At 69.0% G+C, this 22,894-nt stretch carries 15 protein-coding genes; 10 read left to right on the top strand and 5 right to left on the bottom strand.

The genetic code is table 11. The annotated features are described in order from the left end of the window. The first annotated feature begins 65 nt into the window (after positions 1-65). From U9J23_RS06845 to U9J23_RS06825, 5 genes are all read left to right on the top strand, one after another. A complete protein-coding gene (locus U9J23_RS06845) occupies positions 66-1,190 on the top strand; it encodes an ABC transporter ATP-binding protein (protein ID WP_059382953.1) in 1,125 nt (374 codons plus the stop codon). Further along, entirely contained in the window at positions 1,187-1,966 is a 780-nt protein-coding gene (locus U9J23_RS06840) for an ABC transporter permease (RefSeq protein WP_059382954.1), read from the top strand. The genes U9J23_RS06845 and U9J23_RS06840 overlap by 4 nt, the downstream gene beginning before the upstream one ends. An 81-nt stretch (positions 1,967-2,047) precedes the next feature. Continuing rightward, on the top strand, positions 2,048-5,890 hold the full coding sequence (locus U9J23_RS06835; RefSeq protein WP_326602018.1) for an ABC transporter ATP-binding protein: 3,843 nt from the start codon (positions 2,048-2,050) through the stop codon (positions 5,888-5,890). 203 nt (positions 5,891-6,093) lie between these two features. Then, entirely contained in the window at positions 6,094-9,843 is a 3,750-nt protein-coding gene (locus U9J23_RS06830; RefSeq protein WP_080968289.1) for a multifunctional oxoglutarate decarboxylase/oxoglutarate dehydrogenase thiamine pyrophosphate-binding subunit/dihydrolipoyllysine-residue succinyltransferase subunit, read from the top strand. Between the two features lie 169 nt (positions 9,844-10,012). Further along, on the top strand, positions 10,013-11,806 hold the full coding sequence (locus tag U9J23_RS06825) for a thiamine pyrophosphate-requiring protein (protein ID WP_059382957.1): 1,794 nt from the start codon (positions 10,013-10,015) through the stop codon (positions 11,804-11,806). Here U9J23_RS06825 and U9J23_RS06820 read toward each other — a convergent pair. After that, the gene (locus U9J23_RS06820; RefSeq protein ID WP_326602015.1) at positions 11,763-12,440 is read right to left on the bottom strand and encodes a TetR/AcrR family transcriptional regulator; all 678 of its coding nucleotides are present in this window, start codon (positions 12,438-12,440) and stop codon (positions 11,763-11,765) included. The genes U9J23_RS06825 and U9J23_RS06820 overlap by 44 nt on opposite strands. 70 nt (positions 12,441-12,510) lie before the next feature. On the opposite strand from U9J23_RS06820, the gene U9J23_RS06815 reads away from it, so the two are divergent. From U9J23_RS06815 to U9J23_RS06805, 3 genes are read left to right on the top strand one after another with little or no spacing between them, the layout of a single operon-like run. Further along, entirely contained in the window at positions 12,511-14,073 is a 1,563-nt protein-coding gene (locus U9J23_RS06815; protein WP_326602013.1) for a flavin-containing monooxygenase, read from the top strand. Then, on the top strand, positions 14,070-14,897 hold the full coding sequence (locus tag U9J23_RS06810) for an SDR family NAD(P)-dependent oxidoreductase (RefSeq protein WP_059382960.1): 828 nt from the start codon (positions 14,070-14,072) through the stop codon (positions 14,895-14,897). The genes U9J23_RS06815 and U9J23_RS06810 overlap by 4 nt, the downstream gene beginning before the upstream one ends. 8 nt (positions 14,898-14,905) lie before the next feature. Continuing rightward, positions 14,906-15,817, top strand: a complete 912-nt coding sequence (locus U9J23_RS06805; protein WP_272267997.1) for an alpha/beta hydrolase — start codon at positions 14,906-14,908, stop codon at positions 15,815-15,817. Between the two features lie 36 nt (positions 15,818-15,853). Here the strand turns inward: U9J23_RS06805 and U9J23_RS06800 are convergent, their stop codons facing one another. From U9J23_RS06800 to U9J23_RS06785, 4 genes are all read right to left on the bottom strand, one after another. Further along, positions 15,854-16,810 carry an ABC transporter substrate-binding protein gene (locus U9J23_RS06800; protein WP_059382962.1) on the bottom strand — a complete coding sequence of 319 codons (957 nt, stop codon included), beginning with the start codon at positions 16,808-16,810 and terminating at the stop codon, positions 15,854-15,856. A 131-nt stretch (positions 16,811-16,941) separates the two neighbouring features. Further along, positions 16,942-18,135: an NAD(P)-dependent malic enzyme gene (locus tag U9J23_RS06795; RefSeq protein ID WP_085468820.1), complete on the bottom strand. Its 1,194-nt coding sequence runs from the start codon at positions 18,133-18,135 to the stop codon at positions 16,942-16,944. Between the two features lie 469 nt (positions 18,136-18,604). After that, the gene (locus U9J23_RS06790; RefSeq protein WP_059382964.1) at positions 18,605-19,027 is read right to left on the bottom strand and encodes a hypothetical protein; all 423 of its coding nucleotides are present in this window, start codon (positions 19,025-19,027) and stop codon (positions 18,605-18,607) included. Then, positions 19,024-19,878, bottom strand: coding sequence for a PHP domain-containing protein (locus tag U9J23_RS06785; protein WP_059382965.1), 855 nt, complete (start codon positions 19,876-19,878; stop codon positions 19,024-19,026). Before U9J23_RS06785 ends, U9J23_RS06790 begins: the two co-directional genes overlap by 4 nt. 129 nt (positions 19,879-20,007) lie before the next feature. Here U9J23_RS06785 and U9J23_RS06780 point away from each other — a divergent pair, with 129 nt between their 5' ends. Both U9J23_RS06780 and U9J23_RS06775 read left to right on the top strand, forming a co-directional pair. Then, a complete protein-coding gene (locus U9J23_RS06780; protein WP_326602007.1) occupies positions 20,008-21,072 on the top strand; it encodes a magnesium and cobalt transport protein CorA in 1,065 nt (354 codons plus the stop codon). Beyond that, the gene (locus U9J23_RS06775) at positions 21,069-22,877 is read left to right on the top strand and encodes a hypothetical protein (RefSeq protein ID WP_326602005.1); all 1,809 of its coding nucleotides are present in this window, start codon (positions 21,069-21,071) and stop codon (positions 22,875-22,877) included. The genes U9J23_RS06780 and U9J23_RS06775 overlap by 4 nt, the downstream gene beginning before the upstream one ends. Positions 22,878-22,894: the final 17 nt, after the last annotated feature.

The following is a 22,894-nucleotide window of genomic DNA, read 5'->3' as shown; positions in this document are numbered from 1 at the left end:
CGCGGGGGTCGGAATACGTGACAGCACCGTCAGCGCAACCGCCGTACGGCACACCCGATCCCCGGGTGCCCTCGGGGACGCCGGGCGCGGGGATCGCCGTCCAGGGCCTGAGCAGGACGTTCGGTGACCACACGGCCGTATCGAATCTGTGGTTCACGGTGCCGCCGGGTTCGATCACCGGTTTCCTCGGCCCCAACGGATCGGGCAAGACCACCACGCTCGGCATGATGCTCGGCCTCGTCCGGCCGAGCGCCGGGAACGCCTTCGTCGACGGCGTGCCGTTCACCTCCCTGCAGCAGCCCGCACAGGTCGTCGGAGCGGTGCTCGACGCGCGCAGCGCCCACCCGAAGCACCGGGCGCTGACGCACCTGCAGGTCTACTGCGCCGCGATCGGCGTGCCCGACGAGCGGGCGAGGCAGATGCTCGATCTCGTCGGTCTGGGGGCGGTCGCGAGGCGTCGCATCGGCGAGTTCTCCCTCGGCATGCGGCAGCGACTCGCCCTGGCCACGGCCCTGCTCGGGCAACCGCGGTATCTCGTGCTCGACGAACCGGCCAACGGACTCGACCCCGAGGGCATGGCCTGGCTGCGCGACTTCCTCCGGGCGTTCGCCGCCAACGGCGGGACCGTGCTGATCTCGAGCCACATCCTGCGGGAGATCGAGCAGATGGCCGACCGTCTCGTCATCATCGCGAACGGTCACCTCGTTGCGGAGACCTCGATGACCGACCTGCGCGACGCCTACCGCTCGCGGGTGTTCGTCGCGGCCTCCGATCCGGCCCGCCTCGCGACCGCTCTCGCCGCGGCCGGGCACACCGACGCGCAGGTGCAGCAGGACGGACGGCTCGCGGTGGTCGGTGTGTCTGCCGACCGCATCGCCGAGTTCGCCGCGACCGCGGAGGTGACGCTGTTCGGAACGAGTGTCGAGCACGTCGATCTCGAGCAGGTCTACCTCGCGATGACGGCGGGGCGCTACGCGGCCGCGCCGGTCGCGCAGTATCCGGGGCACGGCCCGCACCATCCGCCGGGCGGGCAGTATCCGCAGGCCCAGCAGTACCCACAGTCCCAGCAATACCCGATCCCACAGCAGTACCCGAGTGCCCAGCAGTATCCGAACGCACAGCAGTACCCGCAGTCGCAGTGGGGGCAGCCGAACCGACCGCCGACCGGGCAAGGAGGTCCCACCGCATGACCGCGCTTCTCACCGCCGAGTTCCGCAAGGTCCTGAGCCTGCGCTACTGGTGGATCCTCGGCATCGCACCGCTGCTGGTGGGTCTGTTCTGCGGGGCGCTGACGCTGCCGGTCGCGCGGCAACTCGAACTCGGCTTCGGTGACGGTTTCGCCGAGGCCGTCGCAGCCGCGGTCGGCATCTCGCTCTCCTTGTCGCTGGTGTTCCTGTTCGCCGCGATCTTCGGCGCAGTGGCAACGGGCAGCGAGTTCGCGCACCGCACGATCGTGACGACCTTCCTCACCGCACGCGGACGCGACCGGGTCGTCGGCGTGAAGTTCGCGACCGTCGCCGTGATCGGGCTGCTGTACTGCCTCGTCACAGAAGTCGCGGCGGCCGCGACGCTCGTGTTGTTCGGTGGGGGCTTCGACGGTGCCGACCTCGGATCGGTCGTCAAGGTGATGGGCATCGGCCTGTTCTGCGCACTGATGTGGTCGCTCATCGGAGCCGGGTTGGGTCTGCTCACACGGTCGACGACGGGCAGCGTGCTCGCGATCTGCGCGTGGGTGCCGTTCGGGGAGCTGATGGTCTCGGTCGTCCTGCACGGTCTCGGGCTCGGTGCGATCGCGTCGTACCTGCCGGCGCAGGTCACCTGGTACGTGCTGTTCTCGGCGGTGTCGATGCCCGAGGACGTGACGCTGGAGATGACGTGGCCGGCGGCTCCGCTGCTCCTGGTCCTCTGGACCGTGGTGCTGGGCGGACTCGGCTGGTGGCGGGCCCGCACTGCCGACGTCGTCTGACACCTCCGGCGACCTGCGTCTCCGACCCTCGCCGAGCGGCTCCGACCTGCCCTGTCGTCGCTCGGCGCTAATGTCGGTTCGATGGCACACGACCCGATTCCGCGTTCGCCGGGATGGATTTCCCGGCTCGTCGCCGAATGCCTGAAACACCGCCGAACAGCCGTCGGGGCGCTGGCCGTCACCGTCGTCGCCGCTCTGATCGACATCACCTTCCCGCTGCTGACGAAGGTGGCGGTCGACAGCGCGACCGGGCAGGGCGATGTGCCCGCCGACGACCTGCGTCTGATCGGTCTGGTCGCGGCGGCGATCGCGGTCGGTGCGGTGATCCGGTTCGGCTGCCAGTACGGACGTCGCATGCTCGCCGGACGCTTGTCGCTCGACGTGCAGCACGACCTGCGGTTGCGCCTGCTCGGCTCGCTCCAGCGTCTCGACGGCCACGGTCAGGACCGCATCCGCACGGGTCAGGTGGTCTCGCGGTCCATCACCGACCTGCAACTCGTGCAGGGCCTGCTCGCGATGGTGCCGATGTCGGCGGGTGCGTTGCTGCAGTTCGTGCTCGCGCTGGTGATCATGACGACGCTCTCGCCGCTGCTCACGCTGGTCGCGGTGATCATCGTCCCGATCATCGCGGGCATCGTCCGGGTCGTGCGCCCGAAGCTGTTCGCCGCGACCTGGTCGGCACAGCAGCGCGCGGCCGATCTCGCCCAGCACGTCGAGGAGACGGTCACGGGCGTGCGGGTCGTGAAAGGCTTCGGGCAGGAGTCGCATGCCGTCGACCAGCTCGAGGAGCACGGTCGCAGGCTGTACGCGGAGCGTCTGCGCGCGGCCCGGATCAACGCCTGGTTCTCGGCGCCGATGGGTGCGATCCCCCAGTTCGGGCTCGTCGCCACCATCGCACTCGGCGGGTGGCTCGCCCTCGAGGGCGTGATCACCGTGGGCACCTTCGTCGCGTTCACCGCCTATGTGGCGACGATGACGGCGACCACCCGCACCCTCTCGCAGGTCGTGATCATGGCGCAGCTGTCCCGCGCCGCCGTCGAGCGGGTGTACGAGGTGATCGACACCGAACCCGACGTCGCCGATCCCCCGCATCCCGTCGAGCTGCCCGACGGCCCGCTCGGGGTGCACCTGAAGGACGTCACGTTCGGTTTCGACGACGACCGGGACGTGCTGCGCGGCCTCGACCTGGAGATCGCGCCCGGCGAGACCGTCGCGATCGTCGGTCCGGCCGGGTCGGGCAAGACCGTGCTGTCGCTGCTGCTCCCCCGCTTCTACGCTCCGCACCGCGGGTCGGTGTGCCTGACCTCGGACGGCCGCGACATCGACATCGCCACGCTCCGCGCCGACGACCTGCGCGGCGCGGTCGGCCTCGTCTTCGACGAGCCGTTCCTGTTCTCCGACACCGTCGCGTCCAATATCGCGCTCGGGCGGCCCGACGCGTCGGACGACGAGATCCGCGCCGCGGCCGCGGCGGCACGCGCCGATGATTTCGTCGAGGCCCTCCCCGAGGGCTACGACACGGTCGTCGGTGAACGCGGCCTGACCCTGTCCGGCGGGCAGCGGCAGCGGGTCGCGCTGGCGCGGGCTCTGCTCGTCGATCCGCGGGTGCTGATCCTCGACGATGCGACCTCGGCGGTCGACGCCGAGACGGAGGCCGCGATCTACGGTGCGTTGCGGGCGGGCCGGCGCCGCACGACCCTCGTGCTCGCCCATCGACGGTCGACGCTCGCACTCGCCGACCGGGTCGCCGTGCTCGACGAGGGGCGCATCGTCGACATCGGGACGGTCGACGAACTCGACGAGCGCAGTCCCGTCTTCCGGCGTCTGCTCTCGACCGACGACGACGCCCCACCGGCACCGGAACGCCCGGTTCCGGCCGGTGAGTTGTGGCCGGAGGAACCGGACGACGACGAGGCGTCCGGGACCGTCCGGAACCCTCCGGCGGTCGGTGGAGGTCGCGGTGGACCGGCGGGTGGAGGTGGCCGCGGCGGGCCGGTGTCCGGTGCGCTCGGCGCGGTGGCTCCCACCCCGGAACTGCGCGCGGCCGTCGACGCGCTTCCCCCGGCCACCGAGACCCCCGGACGCGACCCGGCCCTGCAGTCCGAGGCCCTGCGCCTGCCCGACCCGCAGTTCCGGTTGTGGACGACGCTGCGTCCGGTGCGCGCCCTGCTGGCGGTCGTCGTGCTGTGCCTGGCGGTGGAGTCGCTGACGAGCATCGCGTTCCCGTCACTGGTGCGGTACGCCGTCGACCGCGGGGTGACCCCGGGCGATCCGTCCCGGCTGTGGCAGGCGACCGCAGCGGGTGTGGTGCTCGCGCTGCTCGGCTGGTTCGTGGTGGCGATCCTCACCGTGCTCACCGCGCGGGCGGGCGAACGGGTGCTGTTCGGGTTGCGTGTGCGCTCGTACGCGCACCTGCAACGACTCGGACTCGACTACTACGAACGTGAGCTGTCGGGCCGGATCATGACGCGGATGACGACCGATGTGGACGCACTGTCGCAGTTCATCCAGACCGGTCTGTCCACCGCGGTCGTGGCGGTGCTGACGCTCACCGGTATCTCGATCGCGCTGATCGCGACCGATCTGTCGCTGGCTCTGGTGGTACTGGCGGTGCTGCCCGTGCTGGTCGGCGCGACCCTGTGGTTCCGGAAGGTCTCGGGGACGGCGTACGCGCAGTCCCGCGAACGCATCTCCCTGGTGAACGCGGATTTCCAGGAGAACGTCACCGGCCTGCGCGCCGCCCAGGCCTACCGCCGGGAGGAGACCGCGGCACGCCGCTTCGCCGAGCGTGCGGAGGCTTATCGGCGCAGTCGCCTGCGGTCGCAGCGGGCGATCTCGCTGTACTTCCCGTTCATCGCCTTCCTGTCCGATCTGGCGCTCGCGGCGGTCGTCTTCGTCGGCGCCCGCGAGGTGGCCTCGGGGGCCGTCGGCCCGGGTGTGCTGATCGCGTTCGTGCTGTATCTGAACCTGTTGTTCGCGCCCATCCAGCAGCTGTCCCAGGTCTTCGACGGCTACCAGCAGGCGCGGGTCGGTCTGCGCCGGATCGGCGACCTGCTGCGGACCGAGAGCTCGCTCGAGTCGGCCGAGGAGGGCACGGTCGCCATCACCGGGCACCTCCGCGGCGATGTCGATCTGCAACAGGTGGGCTTCCGCTACAGCGAGGCCGATCGCGAGGCGCTGAGCGATGTGGACCTGTCGATCCCGGCCGGGTCGACGGTCGCCCTGGTGGGCCGCACCGGCGCCGGGAAGTCGACGGTCGTCAAACTGCTCGCCCGGTTCTACGATCCGACGTCCGGTTCGGTGCGGGTGGACGACACCGATCTGCGCCGCTACCGCCTGCGCGACTACCGGGGCCGGCTCGGTGTGGTGCCGCAGGAGGCGCACCTGTTCACGGGCACGGTGGCGACCAACATCGCCTACGGCCGGCCCGACGCGACGCGCGAGGAGATCGAATCGGCCGCGCGCGCCGTGGGAGCGCTCGAGATGATCGCCGGACTCGCCGGAGGCATGAACCATCCGGTGGGTGAGCGCGGTCAGGGTCTGTCGGCCGGCCAGCGTCAGCTCATCGCGCTCGCGCGCGCCGAACTCGTGGATCCCGATCTGCTGTTGCTCGACGAGGCCACCGCGACCCTCGATCCCGCCACCGAGAAAGCGGTGCTCGAGGCGGGTGCGCGGGTGGCCCGCTCGCGTACGGCCGTGGTCGTGGCGCACCGTCTCGCGACCGCCGCGCGCGCCGATCTGGTGGTGGTGGTCGACGACGGCCGTATCGTCGAGTGCGGGCCCCACGACGAGCTCCGCCGGGCGGGAGGTCTGTACACCACTTTGTGGCAACTCGCTACCGGTGGTCTCGTTCCGGAGGAGCCCGAGGCCTTGCTCACTTCGTCGACGGAAGGATCGAACATGAGATCGTCCTCACGTTTGTAACGGGGTGCGCGCTGCGCCGATGCACCTTAGAGGGAATAATCGGCTCTCGAGAACCGTCATCGATGGAGACCCCATCGCACCAGATTGTGAGGTAGCCCACCGACATGCGCGGTCAGTTCGGATCGTCACATGCCACGGGCTAGCCTCATATTCACAGGCGCTCCGATCGGGTACCGAAGAAAGAAACGAGGCGAACAACTGCCGTGAGCAGCAGCTCTACATCACAGTTCGGACAGAACCAGTGGTTGGTTGACGAGATGTACCAGCGCTTCCAGGACGACCCTTCGTCCGTGGACGCGAGTTGGCACGAATTTCTGACCGACTATTCGCCGGAAGCTGCGGTGGCCGGAGGTACCAACGGTTCCGACACCGCCACGACCGAGAAGCCCGCGCCGAGCACAGCATCTGCGCCGAGTTCCTCTGCTTCGGCCCCCACCAAGCCCGCACCGAAGGCCGAGACCAAGGCCGCACCGGCCAAGCCTGCCCCGAAGGCGGAGACCAAGACTGCGGCGCAGCCGAAGGCCCAGGCCGCACCCGCGAAGCCGGCTCCCAAGCCCGCCGCTGCCCCGTCGGGCCAGGCCACCGAGGAGAAGAAGGTTCTTCGCGGCGCCGCTGCTGCCGTTGCGAAGAACATGAACGCCTCGCTGTCGATCCCGACGGCCACCAGTGTTCGCGCGGTCCCCGCGAAGTTGATGTTCGACAACCGCATCGTCATCAACAACCACCTCGCGCGTACCCGCGGCGGCAAGGTCTCGTTCACGCACATCCTCGGTTACGCGATCGTCCAGGCGGTCAAGGCGTTCCCGAACATGAACAACCACTTCGCCGAGGTCGACGGCAAGCCGAACCTCGTCGTGCCCGCGCACACGAACCTCGGTCTCGCGATCGACCTGCCGGGCAAGAACGGCCAGCGTTCGCTGGTCGTGGCGGCCATCAAGAACTGCGAGACGATGAACTTCGCGCAGTTCTACTCGGCCTACGAGGACATCGTGCGCCGCGCCCGCGACGGCAAGCTCACCGGCGACGACTTCTCGGGCGTCACGATCTCGCTGACCAACCCGGGCGGCATCGGCACCGTGCACTCGGTCCCGCGTCTGATGCAGGGCCAGGGCGCGATCATCGGCGCCGGCGCGATGGAGTACCCGGCCGAGTTCCAGGGTGCGTCCGACGCACGGATCGCCGAGATGGGCATCGGCAAGCTGCTGACGCTCACCTCCACCTACGACCACCGCGTGATCCAGGGCGCGGAGTCGGGTGAGTTCCTGAAGAAGATCCACGAGCTGCTCATCAGCGACGACTTCTACGACGGCATCTTCCACACCCTGCACATCCCCTACGAGCCGGTCCGCTGGCGCAAGGACGTGCCGGAAGGCCTCGTCGACAAGCACACCCGTGTGCTCGAGCTCATCGCCGCCTACCGCAGCCGTGGCCACCTCATGGCCGACACCGATCCGCTGCAGTTCGTGCGCGACAAGTTCCGGTCGCATCCCGACCTCGACGTCACGACCCACGACCTGACGCTGTGGGATCTCGATCGCGAGTTCAACGTCGGTGGCTTCCACGGCCGCCAGAAGATGAAGCTGCGCGACGTGCTGTCGGTGCTGCGCGATGCGTACTGCCGCCACGTCGGTGTCGAGTACACCCACATCCTCGAGCCCGAGCAGCAGCAGTGGCTGCAGGAGCGGGTCGAGGCGCACCACGTCAAGCCGACGGTCGCCCAGCAGAAGTACATCCTGAGCCGCCTCAACGCCGCCGAGGCGTTCGAGACGTTCCTGCAGACCAAGTACGTCGGCCAGAAGCGCTTCTCGCTCGAGGGCGCCGAGTCCGTCATCCCGATGATGGACGCGATCATCGACCAGGCCGCCGAGCACACGCTCGACGAGGTCGCGATCGCGATGCCGCACCGCGGTCGCCTGAACGTGCTCGCGAACATCGTCGGCAAGCCGTACTCGCAGATCTTCTCCGAGTTCGAGGGCAACCTGAACCCGGCCGCTGCGCACGGCTCCGGCGACGTGAAGTACCACCTCGGCGCCGAGGGCACCTACATCCAGATGTTCGGCGACAACGACATCAAGGTCTCGCTCACCGCGAACCCCTCGCACCTCGAGGCGGTCAACCCGGTGCTCGAGGGCCTCGTCCGCGCCAAGCAGGACATCCTCGACAAGGGTGAGGACGGCTTCACCGTCCTGCCGCTGCTGCTGCACGGCGACGCTGCGTTCGCCGGCCAGGGCGTCGTCGCGGAGACCCTGAACCTCGCGCTGCTGCGCGGCTACCGCACCGGCGGCACCGTGCACATCGTCGTCAACAACCAGGTCGGCTTCACCACCGCGCCCGAGCACTCGCGTTCGTCCGAGTACTGCACCGACGTGGCGAAGATGATCGGCGCGCCGATCTTCCACGTCAACGGCGACGATCCCGAGGCCTGCGTGTGGGTCGCGAAGCTCGCCGTGGACTTCCGCGAGAAGTTCCACAAGGACGTCGTCATCGACATGATCTGCTACCGCCGCCGCGGTCACAACGAGGGCGACGACCCGTCGATGACCCAGCCGGCGATGTACGACGTGATCGACACCAAGCGCAGCGTCCGCAAGAGCTACACCGAGGCCCTGATCGGCCGCGGCGACATCTCGCTCAAGGAAGCGGAAGACGCCCTGCGCGACTACCAGGGACAGCTCGAACGGGTCTTCAACGAGGTCCGCGAACTCGAGAAGTACCCGCCGGAGCCGTCGGAGTCGGTCGAGCTCGACCAGACCCCGCCGAAGCGTCTCGACACCTCCGTCGACCGGTCGGTGCTCGAGCGGATCGGCGATGCCTTCGCCGAGGCGCCCGAGGGCTTCAGCGTCCACCCGCGCGTCAAGCCGGTGCTCGAGAAGCGTCGCGAGATGTCGCGCAACGGCAAGATCGACTGGGCGTTCGCCGAGCTGCTCGCGTTCGGTTCGCTGGCCGAGCAGGGTGCCCTGGTGCGCCTGGCCGGTCAGGACTCGCGTCGCGGCACGTTCACGCAGCGTCACTCGGTCATCATCGACCGCAAGACGGGCGACGAGTACAGCCCGCTCGCCACGCTGGCCAACCAGGCCGGCAACGGCGGCCGCTTCATGGTCTACGACTCGGCGCTGACCGAGTTCGCGGGCCTGGGCTTCGAGTACGGCTACTCGGTGGGCAACCCCGACGCGCTCGTGCTGTGGGAGGCGCAGTTCGGCGACTTCGTCAACGGCGCGCAGTCCATCATCGACGAGTTCATCTCGTCCGGTGAGGCCAAGTGGGGTCAGCTCTCCGACGTCGTGCTGCTGCTGCCGCACGGCCACGAGGGCCAGGGTCCCGACCACACCTCGGGCCGTATCGAGCGCTGGCTGCAGCTGTGCGCCGAGGGCTCGATGACGGTCGCGGTTCCGTCCACCCCGGCGAGCTACTTCCACCTGCTGCGTCGTCATCACCTCGACGGCATCCGCCGCCCGCTGGTGGTATTCACGCCGAAGTCGATGCTGCGCAACAAGGCCGCGGTCAGCAACGTCGAGGACTTCACGCAGGGCAAGTTCCGTTCGCTGCTCGAAGAGGTCCCCTACGAGGAGGGCACGGCCGACCGCACGAAGGCCACCCGCGTGCTGCTCACCTCCGGCAAGATCTACTGGGAGCTGCTGGCGAAGAAGCAGAAGGAAGGTCGTGACGACGTCGCGATCGTGCGCATCGAGCAGCTGTACCCGGTGCCGCGTCGCCGCATCGCCGAGACGCTCGAGCAGTACCCGAACGCCACCGAGTTCTTCTGGGTGCAGGAGGAGCCGGCGAACCAGGGTGCCTGGCCGTTCCTCGGCCTCGCGCTGCCGGAACTGCTGCCCGAGAAGCTCAGCGGCATCAAGCGCGTGTCGCGTCGTGCGATGTCGGCACCGTCGTCCGGCTCGAGCAAGGTCCATGCTGTCGAGCAGCAGGAGATCATCGAGAAGGCCTTCGGTCGCTAGAAGCTCCGTTTCGGACCCTTCGGGCCCTTGACGGTTCTCATGTGAGCCGGGTCGGTTCGTCCCCGCAAGGGGCGACCGACCCGGCTCACGCCTTTTCCGGTGGGTTTCGGACCGGGCGCGGCGGGCACCCTTCGGAGGACCCCCGATCGCGTCCTGCGAGGAGCTACCGATGGCGAATCCGACCGTGGCCGACTACCTGTTGCACCGCCTGCGCGCGTGGGGGGTGGACCACGTCTTCGGATATCCCGGCGATGGCATCAACGGGATCCTCGCCGCCTGGACGCGCACCGGCAACGACCCGGTCTTCGTGCAGTCCCGGCACGAGGAGATGAGTGCCTTCGAGGCGGTCGGCTACGCGAAGTTCACGGGCCGGCCCGGAGTGTGCATGGCGACCTCCGGTCCGGGCGCGATCCATCTGCTCAACGGCCTGTACGACGCGAAACTCGACCACGTCCCGGTGGTGGCGATCGTGGGTCAGACGGACCGCTCCGCGATGGGCGGGTCGTACCAGCAGGAAGTGGACCTGCACACGCTGTACAAGGACGTGGCGTCGGCGTTCGTGGAGACCGTGACGGTGCCCGAGCAATTGCCGAACGTCCTCGATCGGGCGATGCGCACCGCCATCGCCTACCGCACGCCCACGGCCGTGATCATCCACGGCGACGTGCAGGAACTCGAGTACTCCCCGCCCGGCCACGAGTTCAAGATGGTGCCGTCGAGTGTCGGTTTCGACCGCCCCCGCATTGCGCCGGACGACGACGCGATCCGACGGGCGGCGGAGGTCCTCAACGCCGGGAACAAGGTCGCGATGCTCGTCGGCAGCGGCGCCCGGGATGCCCGTGCTCAACTCGGGCAGGTCGCGGATCTGCTGGGCGCCGGGGTGGCGAAGGCCCTGCTGGGCAAGGACGTGCTGTCGGACGAGTTGCCGTGGGTCACCGGATCGATCGGGTTGCTGGGCACGCGGCCCACCCACGAGATGATGACCGGTTGCGACACGCTGCTCATCGTCGGTTCGTCCCTCCCCTACAGCCAGTTCCTGCCCGAATACGACCAGGCCCGCTGCGTGCAGATCGACATCGACCCGAACATGATCGGGATGCGCTATCCGAACGAGGTCAATCTCGTCGCGGATGCCACCGCCGCACTCGACGCGCTCATCCCTCTGCTGCACCGCAAGGAGGACCGGTCGTGGCGCGAGGGTATCGAGCAGAACGTGCAGCGCTGGTGGCAGCTCATGGGGCAGCAGGCCGAGGTCGAGACCGAGTTCGTCAACCCGCTGCGGATGTTCGCCGAGGCCTCACCGCGACTGCCGGACGATGCGATCGTCACCGCGGATTCCGGTTCGGCCGCCAATTGGTATGCGCGCCAACTGAGGTTCCGCGGCGACATGCGCGGTTCGCTGTCGGGCACACTCGCGACGATGGGTCCGGCGGTGCCGTACGGGATCGGCGCGAAGTTCGGACAGCCCGACCGCCCGGTGGTCGCGTTCGCCGGCGACGGTGCGATGCAGATGAACGGCATGGCCGAGCTGATCACCATCCAGCGGTACTGGCAGCAGTGGGCCGACCCGCGGCTCGTCGTCGCGATCATCCACAACAACGATCTGAACCAGGTCACGTGGGAGATGCGTGCGATGGGTGGGGCACCGAAATTCGCGGAGTCCCAGTCGCTTCCGGATGTCGACTACGCCGCCTTCGCGCGCGGCCTCGGGCTGGGCGGCGAAACCGTGAAGTCCTCGGACGAGATGGGCGCGGCCTGGGATCGCGCGCTGGCCGCGGATCGCCCGACGGTGCTGGACGTGTACACCGATCCGGACATGCCTCCGATCCCGCCGCACGCGACGTGGGAACAGTTCACCGACGTCGCCAAGGCCGTGCTCGCCGGTGACGAGAACCGTTGGGGCTTCGTGAAACAGGGCGTCAAGACGAAGCTGCAGGAGTATCTTCCCGGAAACGATCGCTGAGAGCCCCGCCGGCCGGAGAGTGGAGCGAATGCGCGGCCAGCGCAACACCGGACAGCGCCGCGATGGCCAGTTCGACGAACTCGTCGCGGGTGAGTTCGGGGTCGCGTAGCCACGCGATGGTCGTGTCCTCGACGAAGGCCACCCAGCCGCGCACGGCGAGTCGTACGGCCGGCGTCGGCTCGATGCCGATGGCAGGCAGGTGTGCGACGGTCCGGTCGACGAGTGCCGTGCGGGTGTCCTCGAAGGCCGCCCGCATGTCGGGGTCGCCGCTGGTCGCTCCGCGCAGGATCGAGATGTACATGTCGCGGCGCCGGATGACGTAGTCGACGTACGCGACGAGCGTGCCCCGCAGCATCTCGATCGGTTCGAGGTCTTCGTCCGGTGCGGTGTACTCGACGAGATCCCGGCCGACGCATCGCACGAGTTCGACGTGGTAGTCGTGCTTCGAGGTGAAGTAGTGGAACAGCAGCCCCTTCGAGACTCCGGCCCGTTCGGCGACCTCGTCGACGGAGATCTGCTCGAGGGGCCGGTCGGCGAGCAGCTCGAGGCCCTGTTCGATCAGCTGGGCCCGGCGTTGGGCGGGACCGAGGCGGGTTCGACGGGGTGCGGGACTGTCTTCTGCCACGTCCACCATGCAAACACCGTTATTGAATTATGGTCAACAAGTGTTGACCAGGTCACTGGAACGCTCTAGCCTCAAGTACATGAGTCTTCCGGTAACAGATACCGTCGCCGACGCGGAGTTCCGTCAGGTCGACACGCTGATCATCGGCAGCGGGTTCGCCGGGCTCGGCGCGGCCATCCGACTGTCGCAGGCGGGCAAGGACTTCCTCATGCTCGAACGCGCCTCCGAGGTGGGCGGCACCTGGCGCGACAACACCTACCCCGGCGCGGCATGCGACGTCCCGTCGAACCTGTACTCCTACTCGTTCGCCCTCAACCCCGGCTGGACGCGCTCCTTCTCTCCCCAGCCGGAGATCCAGGCGTACATCCGCTCGGTCGCCGACCGGTACGACGTGCGGCGACGCACCGTCTTCGGGTGCGACGTGCAGACGGCCCGCTGGAACACCACGACGCACCGCTGGGACGTGGCCACCACGCGCGGGAAGTACAGCGCCAAGGTCGTGATCTCCGCGGTCGGCGCGCTGTGCGAGCCGTCGCTGCCCGACATCGAGGGCATCTCCGGATTCGAGGGCGAGATCTTCCACTCGGCACGGTGGAACCACGACGCCGACCTCGCCGGCAAGCGCGTCGCGGTCATCGGCACCGGAGCCTCCGCCATCCAGATCGTGCCGGCCATCGCGGGCACCGTAGGCCGACTCGACGTGTACCAGCGCACGGCACCGTGGATCCTCCCCCGCTTCGACCGGGAGTACACCGCACCCGAGCGGTTCGCCTTCCGCCACATCCCCGGCTTCCAGCGCCTCTCGCGCGCCCTGCAGTACACCGCCCGCGAGACGCAGGTCGTGGGCCTGGCCAAGGCACAGGCCTTCATGAAGCCGCTCGAACTCGCCGCGCGCATCCAGATCCGCCGTCAGATCCGCGACAAGGAACTGCGGCGGAAGGTCACGCCGAACTACGGCATCGGCTGCAAGCGCATGCTGATCTCGAACAACTACTACCCCGCCCTCGACCGGCCGAACGTCGACCTCGTCACCGACGGCATCGCCCGCGTCACCCCGCGCGGCATCGTCGCGAAGGACGGCACCGAGCGGGAGGTCGACGCGATCGTCGTCGCGACCGGCTTCCACGTCACCGACTCCCCGACCTTCGCCGGCATCTTCGGCAAGGACGGCCGCTCGCTCGCCGAGGTCTTCGACGAGACCGGCATGCGGGGGTACAAGGGCAGCTCGGTCGCCGGCTTCCCCAACCTGTTCTTCCTCGTCGGCCCGAACACCGGACTCGGCCACACCTCGATGGTGTACATGATCGAGTCGCAGCTCGAATACGTCGTCGACGCGATCCGCACGCTCGACCGCAACCGCATCGGCACGGTCGAGGTCCGCGAGGACGTGCAGGACGAGTACAACCGCGACCTGCAGCGCGCGTTGCGGTCGAGCGTGTGGAACAACGGCGGGTGCGCGAGCTGGTATCTCGACAAGCACGGCAACAACACCACGCTGTGGCCGGGATTCACCTTCGAATTCCGCCGTATCACCCGCAGATTCGACCTCGAGGCGTACCGTAGCGTCGCCGAGTCGGATCTCCCCGTCGCCACCGACCTTCCCGCGCAGGAGCGCACGTCCCGAGAGGCAGCAGTTCGATGAGTGATTTCGCAGGCCGGGTCGTCGTCGTCACGGGCGCGGGGTCCGGGATCGGACGGGCCCTCGTCCTCGCCCTCGCGGCCGAAGGTGCCCGCCTGGCGATCTCGGACGTCGACACCGCCGGGCTCGAGGAGACCGCGCGTCGCGCACGGGAACTCGGCGCCGAGGTGAAGGCCGACCATCTCGACGTCACCCAGCGCGAGAAGGTCCTCGAGTACGCCGAGCAGGTCGCCGCCCACTTCGGTGCGGTCCACCAGGTGTACAACAACGCGGGCATCGCCTATCACGGCGATCTCGAGCGCACCGAGTTCAAGGACATCGAGCGCGTGATGGACGTCGACTTCTGGGGAGTCGTCAACGGCACCAAGGCTTTCCTTCCGCATCTCATCGCGTCGGGCGACGGTCACCTGATCAACGTCTCGAGCCTGTTCGGCCTGCTGAGCATCCCGGGCCAGGCGGCGTACAACTCGGCGAAGTTCGCCGTGCGCGGCTTCACCGAGGCGGTACGGCAGGAGATGCTCGTCGCGCGGCATCCCGTGCAGGTCACGTGTGTGCATCCCGGCGGCATCAAGACCGCGATCGCGCGCAACGCCGCCGTCCCGGACGGCGACGACCAGGCGACCTTCGCGGAGTTCTTCGACCGCAAGCTCGCACGCACGACCCCCGAGGACGCTGCGAAGACCATCCTGACCGGTGTGCGGAAGAACAAGGCGCGCGTACTCATCGGCGCCGACGCGAAGCTGCTCGATGCTTTCGTCCGCGTCGCCGGACCGGCCTATCAGCGTGTCGTCGCCACCGTGACCTCCCGGGTCGTGCCGAAGGGATAGGCTGCGGCATGCCTCCGACACCCCAGATGTCACCGCGGGTGGCGCGTACCGCCCTGCGTCCTCTCTTCCGTGCCCTGCTGTCGCCGCGCTGGTCGTTCGCCACGCAGCGCCGGTTGCTCGATCTCGCGGCGCCGCTGCAGTTCCTCCCGAAGGACACCGTGGTGCGCCCGATCCGTCTGGCGGGACGCCCCGCCGAACGGATCACCGTGGGCGCCACCGAGCGGACCACCGCGATCCTGTATCTGCACGGCGGTGCGTACACCGGCGGGTCGCTCGCCACGCACCGCTCGCTCGCGGCGCATCTCGCGGCCGCGGCCGGGTCGGCCGTGTACGTCCTCGACTACCGGCTCGCTCCCGAGCATCCCTATCCGGCGGCGCTGAACGACGCCGAGGCGGCCTATCTCGAACTCGTCAGCGAGCACGGCTTCGAGGTGTCCGGTATCGCGATCGCCGGCGACTCGGCGGGCGGTGGTCTCGCCGCGGCCACCACGCACCGGCTCGTCGACCGTCACGGCATCACCCCGCCCGCGCTCGGATTGCTGTCGCCGTGGACCGATCCGGCCACCCGCGACCTGCCCGACGTGAACGACGTCGTTCTGAACAAGGGCTGGGTGTACTCCTCGGCCGAGGCGTATCTCGCCGACGGCGATCCCACCGATCCCGGCTACGCGCCCATCCACGCCGATCCCACGGGTCTGCCGCCGACTCTCATCCAGGTGGGCACCGCGGAGATGTTCTACCCGCAGGTGCGGCAGTACGCCGAGAAGCTCCGGGCGGCGGGCGTCGACGTCACCCTCGTCGAGCAACCCGAGCTGTGGCACGTCGCGCCGTTGCAGGCGTCGCTCGTTCCCGAGGCCGCCGCGGCGATCGCCGATTTCGGTGTCTTCCTCCGCGACCGGATGGGCACTCGCGCGGGCTGAACACACAGGCTGCCGTTCACACACACGGGCTGCCGTTCACGCTCCGGCGTGTTCGTCGATCCACTCGCGGGCCACGGCCTCGGGATCGTCTCCCTCGTCGACTCGCGCGCGCAGTTCGGTGAGATCGCTCGTGGTGAGCTCACCGGCGATGGTCCGCAGCGCGTCGAGTTGTGCCTCGCCGAGGGTGCCCTTGCGGAAGACCGGGACGACGTTCTGGGCCGGCAGGACCGGTGCAGGCGCGTCGTCGGCCTCCGCGTCGTCCTGCGGGTTGCGGTCGGGGGCGTCGGGCACGGTGCTCACGGGCGAATCCGCGTCGATCTCCGCGAGGGCGGGCGACGTCGTGGTGGTTCCGACGACCGTGTCGGGTTCCGATGCGACGGCGGCGGACTGCGCATCGTCGATCCGCCGCACCTCGCGCGGTCGGCAGTCGGCGCGTTCGAGCGCGGTGAGTCCACCGGCGGATTCGAAGTCCTCGGTCACCGCGAACGTCAGATCGGCGCAGCGGTCGGCGAGGTCGGCCACGCGGCTCGCCGACCATTGCGTGAGGCGGTCGCGGTCGGCGAGCAGCACCGCGCGGTCCTGCGCCGAGGCGTAGTCGGAGATCGTCAGTTCGTCGGGCAGTGCACGCGCCAGCGCCTCGAAGACGTCCTCGGCGTCGGTCGCGTCGGCACCGGGGTCGTAGGACGCGAGCAGCCTTCCCGTGTAGCCGGGGATCAGCGTGAGGTCGGCGGCGTCGAGCGCTGCGGGCGGGTCGGTGACATCGGAACGGACCTGCACGTCGATCCCGCTGCCGCGCAGTGCTCCCGCGTAGAGCTGCGCGAGCAGTTCCTCGTCGGGCCGCTCCCCCGCCCCGACGATCACCGTCGTCGACGGTGCCGCCTCGTCGAGGACGGGCGACGCGCATCCCTGGAGCACGGCCGCCGCCGCGCATGCGGTGAGCGCCGTCGCCGCGACCGGCCGGATCCGTCTCGCTTCGTTCGCCACGGCGGTCATTGTCGCCCACCGGTGCGCCACGATCCGCACCTGCCCACCGCTCGGCCTGCCGGGACGCCGAACGCCCCGGTCCGGAACCCTTGTGCGGTTCGGATCGGGGCGTTCGGTGCGATCTCGCAGGGAACGAATCCCTAGTCGGTGACGCCCTCGGCCTTCGCCGCGGCCGCGACGGCCTCGGCGACGGCGGGCGCCACGCGCGGATCGAGCGGGCTCGGGACGATCTTGTCCGCGGCCAGTTCGTCACCGACGACCGAGAGGATGGCCTCGGCAGCGGCGAGCTTCATACCCTCGGTGATGCGGCGGGCACCTGCGTCGAGCGCGCCCTTGAACACACCGGGGAAAGCCAGCACGTTGTTGATCTGGTTCGGGAAGTCGCTGCGACCCGTCGCCACGATCGCGGCGTGCTTGTGGGCGATGTCGGGGTGGATCTCCGGATCCGGGTTCGACATCGCGAAGATGATGGAGTCGTCGGCCATCGTCGCGACGATCTCCTCGGGCACGGTGCCCGACGACACGCCGAGGTAGACGTCGGCGCCGTCGAGCGCCTCGGCGATGCCGCCCTTGCGGCCCTCGGGGTTGGTGCGGGAGGCCAGATCGGCCTTGATCTCACCGAGATCGGCGCGGTCGGCGGAGATGATGCCCTTCGAATCGAGGACCACCACGTCGCGTGCACCGGCGGCGAGCAGGATGTTCGTGCACGCCACGCCGGCAGCACCGGCGCCGGAGATCACGATGCGCAGGTCGGCGATGTCGCGGCCCTGCACCTTCAGCGCACCCTTGAGTGCGGCGAGTGCGACGATCGCGGTGCCGTGCTGGTCGTCGTGCATGACCGGGCAGTCGAGCGCCTCGATGACGCGCTTCTCGATCTCGAAGCAGCGCGGAGCCGAGATGTCCTCGAGGTTGACGGCGCCGAAGGACGGACGCAGCCGGATGAGGGTCTCGACGATCTCGTCGGGATCGGTGGTGTCGAGCACCAGCGGAATGGAGTTCAGGCCCGCGAACTTCTTGAACAGCGCGGACTTACCTTCCATCACCGGAAGCGAGGCACGTGCGCCGATGTTGCCGAGACCGAGGACCGCGGTGCCGTCGGAGACGACGACGACCAGGCGGTTGGTCCAGGTGTATCGGTCGACGAGGGTCTCGTCGGCGGCGATGGCCCGGCAGACCTGGGCGACGCCGGGGGTGTACGCGATCGACAGATCGCGCTGGTTCTCGAGCGGTGCGGTCAGCTCGACCGACAGCTTGCCGTCGACGTGACTCGAGAAGATCTCCTCGTCCGTCAACTCGAGCTTCTGAGGGGTAGGTGCATCAGACACAATTGACACGATGACACTCCTGCGTGTGCCGAGTCGACCTCTGGACTCGGTTGCTGCGAAAACACCGCATTTCAATGCATTTCACACACGTGTATGCATCGAGTTGCACTGCTTCGCCAAGGACATTGGGTTGAAGCTTCCGGGCGCGATCACGACTGCCGCTGTACAACGCTGTACGGCTTCCGGAACGTGATGGAGCCGGGGCGGGTGGCCCTGGCATCGAGCCCTGGGTGATCTAGCCCTGGGTGGGTCTGCCATCCTTCGTCCGATTCCGGGGTATTCCGGCTTTCGGATTGCCGCAAGTTTGCCACCTTTGCAGACGAACAATCAAATCGGCATCGATTGCGAAGGTCTCACGGTTTTGTCGCCTCACCTGTGAGTTTACGTGCCGTGAACACCCCGCCGTGGGCGCATCGACATGAATTTCCGCAGTTACACGACGGCTACCGACGGGTAGCCCGGATGGCACTCCGGGCCGTCATCCCCACCACTGGGTGATCATCAGAATCGATGCAGTGAAGATCACCACAAGGCTCGACAGGAGTGCTGCGCCACCCGAGCGCCGATCCGCCGTCACCTGGGCGATCAGGGCCACGAGCGCGGCGACGACGTGCGCGGCGACCGAGGTGGTGCCCGGACCCGGGAAACCGCGGTCGCCGGCGAGGTACTGGGCCCCGCACACCACGAGAGTCAGGACCAGCACCGCTCCGCACACCACACCCGAGAGGGCACGGAGAACGCGGACCGGCAGACTCGCGCGGCGCGGTGCGGGTTCACAGGAATCGGCGTAGTACCCGTCGTCCGGGTAATACGGCTCGTTGTAGTACTCACTGTCGTAGTAATTTTCGTCGTCCGGCAACCCGTACTCCTCGTCCGGATACCGCGCACCGCGTCGCCTCATCCCTCGAGCACCTCGACGCCGGTCGCGCGGTCGAGCAGCGCCTCGTACGCCGCCGGAGCCGTGGTGAAGCTGCCGAGCCTCACGTCCTTGTTGTCGCCGTGATAGTCGGACGATCCCGTGACGACCACCCCGAGCGACCGCGCGAGGTCGCGCATCGTCCGCACGTCCTGCTCGCTGTGATCGGGGTGATCGGCCTCGACACCGCCGAGTCCGAGTTCGGCGAGTTCCTCGATGTGGTCGAGGGCGAGGAGCCGTCCGCGCGCACGCGCCCGAGCGTGCGCGACCACCGGCACACCGCCCGCGGCCGTCACCATCTTCACGGCGTCGGCGAGCGGGGTGTCGGCCTTCGGCACGTAGTAGCGGCCGCGCGGCGACAGCAGCTCGGTGAACGCGTCGCCCACCGTGGGCACGACACCGGCGGTGACGAGCGCTCGCGCCAGATGGGGCCGGCCCGCGGCAGGGCCCGCGTCGGCGAGCACCGCGTCGATGTCGATCGGCAGACCGTCGTCCGCCATCCGCACACCCATCGCCCGGATCCGCGACACCCGTTCACCGCGGAGCCGCTCGAGCTCGGCGACGAAGACAGCGTCGTGCGGGTCGAACAGATAGGCCAGCAGGTGCACGGCGACCGGGGCGCCGTCCTCCCCGCGTCCCGTGCAGGACATCTCCATCCCCCGGACGAGACGCAGGCCCGTCGGCAGGGCTGCCGCGGCCTCGTCCCATCCCGCGGTGGTGTCGTGGTCGGTCAGGGCCACGACGTCGAGACCCGCCCGGGCAGCGGCACGGACCAGTTCCGCAGGAGCGTCGGTGCCGTCCGACGCGGAGGAGTGGGTGTGGAGATCGATACGCACGCCACCAGTCTGTCAGGTCGGCGGGCTAGCATGACTGCAGCTGCCCCGCCCGGTCCCCGACGGGCGACCGCCGCGTCGCGGGCCTGCGACCGGGCCGCATCCCAGCGGCATGCCGTGAGGAAGGACAACATGCCGCATCAGCCTTCTCGTGCCACCCGTCGCGGTCCCACTCCCCCGGCTCCCACCGTCCCCACCGCGCAAACGGTGGTCGACTGCGCGGTCTACGTCGACGGGCACCGCCTGCCCGGCCGCTACACCCACACCGAGGCCGTGGCGGAGGTACGTCGGCGCGGTACGGGTTTCGTGTGGCTCGGGCTGCACCACCCCGACGAGGAGCAGATGTCGAACGTCTCGCGCACCTTCGGACTCCACGAACTGATGGTCGAGGACGCCGTCCACGCCCATCAGCGGCCGAAGCTCGAGCGCTACGACGACGTGCTGTTCCTGGTGCTGCGCACCGTCAGCTACATCGAGCACGAGTCGGTGACGACCACCAAGGACATCGTCGAGACCGGCGAGATCATGTTGTTCACCGGCCCCGACTTCATCGTGAGCGTGCGGCACGGCGACCACTCCGAGCTGTCGCACGTGCGCAAGCGCCTCGAACGCGATCCCGATCATCTGTCCCGCGGTCCGGCGGCCGTGCTCCACGCGATCGCCGACCACGTGGTCGACTCCTATCTCGCCGTCACCACGGCCGTGCAGCCCGACGTCGACGACATCGAGGAACTCGTGTTCACCCCCGACACGCGGATCGCCGTCGACCAGATCTACATGCTCAAGCGCGAGATCGTGCAGCTGCGCCGGGCCGTCGTGCCGCTCGCCGAGCCGCTGCAGCAACTCATCCGGGCGCCGGGCAACCCGATCCCGAAGGACGTCCGGCGGTACTTCCGCGACGTCGCCGACCATCACACGACGGTGTCCGATCGCATCGCTGCCTTCGACGAGACGCTCGGCACGCTGCTCGACGCGGCGATCGCGAAGGTCACCGTGCAGCAGAACACCGACATGCGCAAGATCTCCGCGTGGGTCGCGATCGCCGCCGTGCCGACGATGATCGCCGGGATCTACGGCATGAACTTCGATCGCATGCCCGAACTGCAGTGGGAGTACGGCTATTACGTCGTACTCGCTGCGATCGTCGCGATCACCGTGGGACTGTTCGTCACCTTCAGGCGCAACAACTGGCTTTGATCACCGAACTCGACCGTCCATCGAGACGCGCTGCGCAGGCAGCGCGATCGCCGCGGCGCCAGGTGCTCGCCGTCGCTCTCGCGCTGATCCTGCTGCAGACGATCCTCCGGACCGTGGTGGCCGCGACCGGCGAGTTCTACTGGGACGACCTGATCCTCGTCGGGCGTGCGGGGTCGTATCCGCTGCTGTCCGACGTCTTGCTGCGGTACGACCACGACGGTCACCTGATGCCCGCCGCCTTCCTCGTGGCCGGGATCGCCACGGCGATCGCACCGTTGGAGTGGTGGCCGGCGGCGGCCTCGCTCGTGATCGGTCAGCTGCTCGCGTCGCTGGCGGTGCTGCGGGTGCTCTGGCTGCTGCTCGGACCGCGACGCGCCCTGTGGGGGCCGCTGCTGTTCTATCTCCTCACGCCGCTGACGCTTCCGGCCTTCGCGTGGTGGGCCGCCGCACTCAACGCGTTGCCGCTGCAGGCGGCGCTGTCCTGGGTCGCGGGAGATGCGCTGCAGTACAGCAGGACCGGCCGGCGCCGTCATATCGTGAGCGCCCTCGTCGTCACCGCCGTGGCGCTGGTGTTCTTCGAGAAGTCGGTCCTCGTTCCGTTCGCCGCGTTCGCGACGGTCGCCCTCGCACGTCACGTGGACGGACTCGTTCGGCCGATCGGCAGCACGTGGGCGCAGGCCCGGCCGTTGTGGCTCGGCTCGGCGGCCGTGCTGGTCGTGTGGGCGGTCTGTTACTCGACGATCGTCGAACCCCGGTTCGGGATCCCGCCGTGGTCGATGGTGGCCGGGTTGACCCATCACGGCATCTCCTACGGACTGTTGCCGTCGCTGCTCGGTGGTCCCTGGGAGTGGGAGCGGTGGAATCCGAGCCCGCCCTGGGCCGATCCCCCGCTCGTGCTCGTCGTGGTCGCGTGGCTCGCTGTCGCGGGCGCCGCGGCGTGGACGGTGCGCCGGCGACGGCGGACCGGGCCCGTGTGGCTCGCGGTGATCGCCTACATCCTGGCCTCGCTCGCGGCGATGATCAGCACCCGCTTCGGCCCGGAGACCACCTACGAACTCGCACGCACCCTGCGCTACTTCGCCGACTCCGCCGTGGTCGTCGCGATCGCCGCGGCGCTGATCCTGCGCGCCCCGCGACGAGGCACGACGTCCCGTCCTCGTGCCGTGCGTGCGACCGCCTGGATCTGCGCGGCCGTGTTCACCGTCGGCTCCCTGTGGTCGACCGTGACGTTCGCGCGCAGCTGGTCGGACAATCCGACGGGCGATTATCTCGGGGCGGCGAAGGCGGCGCTCACGGCCCGGCCCGACGAGCCCGTGCTCGATCACCCGGTGTCGGTATGGATCCTGCTGCCCGTCACCTACCCGCACAATCTGGTGGGGTCCGTCTTCTCCGCGCTGCCCGACCGGTCCGACATCCGCGACCACGCGACCGACCTGTGGGTCCTCGACGATCTCGGCCACCGCACTCCCGCCGACCTGTTGCCGCTGCGCCTCGTCCCGCCCGGCCCCGAGCCCGACTGCGGCCATCGCGTCACCACCGACGCCGTCACGGCCGTGCCGCTCGATTCCCCCGCGGGCGACTGGGAGTGGACCGTGCAGGTGAACTACCGGGCCTCCGCCGACGGCACGATCGACCTCGGCTTCCCCGGCCACGCATCCGTTCCGGTCCCCGTCTCCGAAGGACTCGGGACGGTGTACGTCCGCGTCTCCGGGGACGGGTCGGCGTTGCAGGCGCGCTCGTCCGCTCCCGGCACGACCGTGTGCCTCGGTGCCGGATCGCTCGGGGTGGTCGTGCCGCAGGGCTGACAGCGGGCCGGGGACAA

Source organism: Rhodococcus sp. PD04 (genome assembly GCF_035918275.1).
Classification (GTDB): domain Bacteria; phylum Actinomycetota; class Actinomycetes; order Mycobacteriales; family Mycobacteriaceae; genus Rhodococcus; species Rhodococcus rhodochrous.
Note: the sequence above shows the minus strand (reverse complement) of the source record. Positions and strands in the feature narration are given on the sequence as shown.

Excerpts from the sequence above, each read along its gene's own strand:
- U9J23_RS06810 (WP_059382960.1), top strand. The coding sequence starts at position 14,070 with ATGAGTGATTTCGCAGGCCGGGTCGTCGTCGTCACGGGCGCGGGGTCC.
- U9J23_RS06790 (WP_059382964.1), bottom strand. The coding sequence starts at position 19,027 with ATGAGGCGACGCGGTGCGCGGTATCCGGACGAGGAGTACGGGTTGCCG.
- U9J23_RS06835 (WP_326602018.1), top strand. The coding sequence starts at position 2,048 with ATGGCACACGACCCGATTCCGCGTTCGCCGGGATGGATTTCCCGGCTC.
- U9J23_RS06780 (WP_326602007.1), top strand. The coding sequence starts at position 20,008 with ATGCCGCATCAGCCTTCTCGTGCCACCCGTCGCGGTCCCACTCCCCCG.
- U9J23_RS06800 (WP_059382962.1), bottom strand. The coding sequence starts at position 16,810 with ATGACCGCCGTGGCGAACGAAGCGAGACGGATCCGGCCGGTCGCGGCG.
- U9J23_RS06820 (WP_326602015.1), bottom strand. The coding sequence starts at position 12,440 with ATGGTGGACGTGGCAGAAGACAGTCCCGCACCCCGTCGAACCCGCCTC.
- U9J23_RS06815 (WP_326602013.1), top strand. The coding sequence starts at position 12,511 with ATGAGTCTTCCGGTAACAGATACCGTCGCCGACGCGGAGTTCCGTCAG.
- U9J23_RS06805 (WP_272267997.1), top strand. The coding sequence starts at position 14,906 with ATGCCTCCGACACCCCAGATGTCACCGCGGGTGGCGCGTACCGCCCTG.
- U9J23_RS06840 (WP_059382954.1), top strand. The coding sequence starts at position 1,187 with ATGACCGCGCTTCTCACCGCCGAGTTCCGCAAGGTCCTGAGCCTGCGC.
- U9J23_RS06825 (WP_059382957.1), top strand. The coding sequence starts at position 10,013 with ATGGCGAATCCGACCGTGGCCGACTACCTGTTGCACCGCCTGCGCGCG.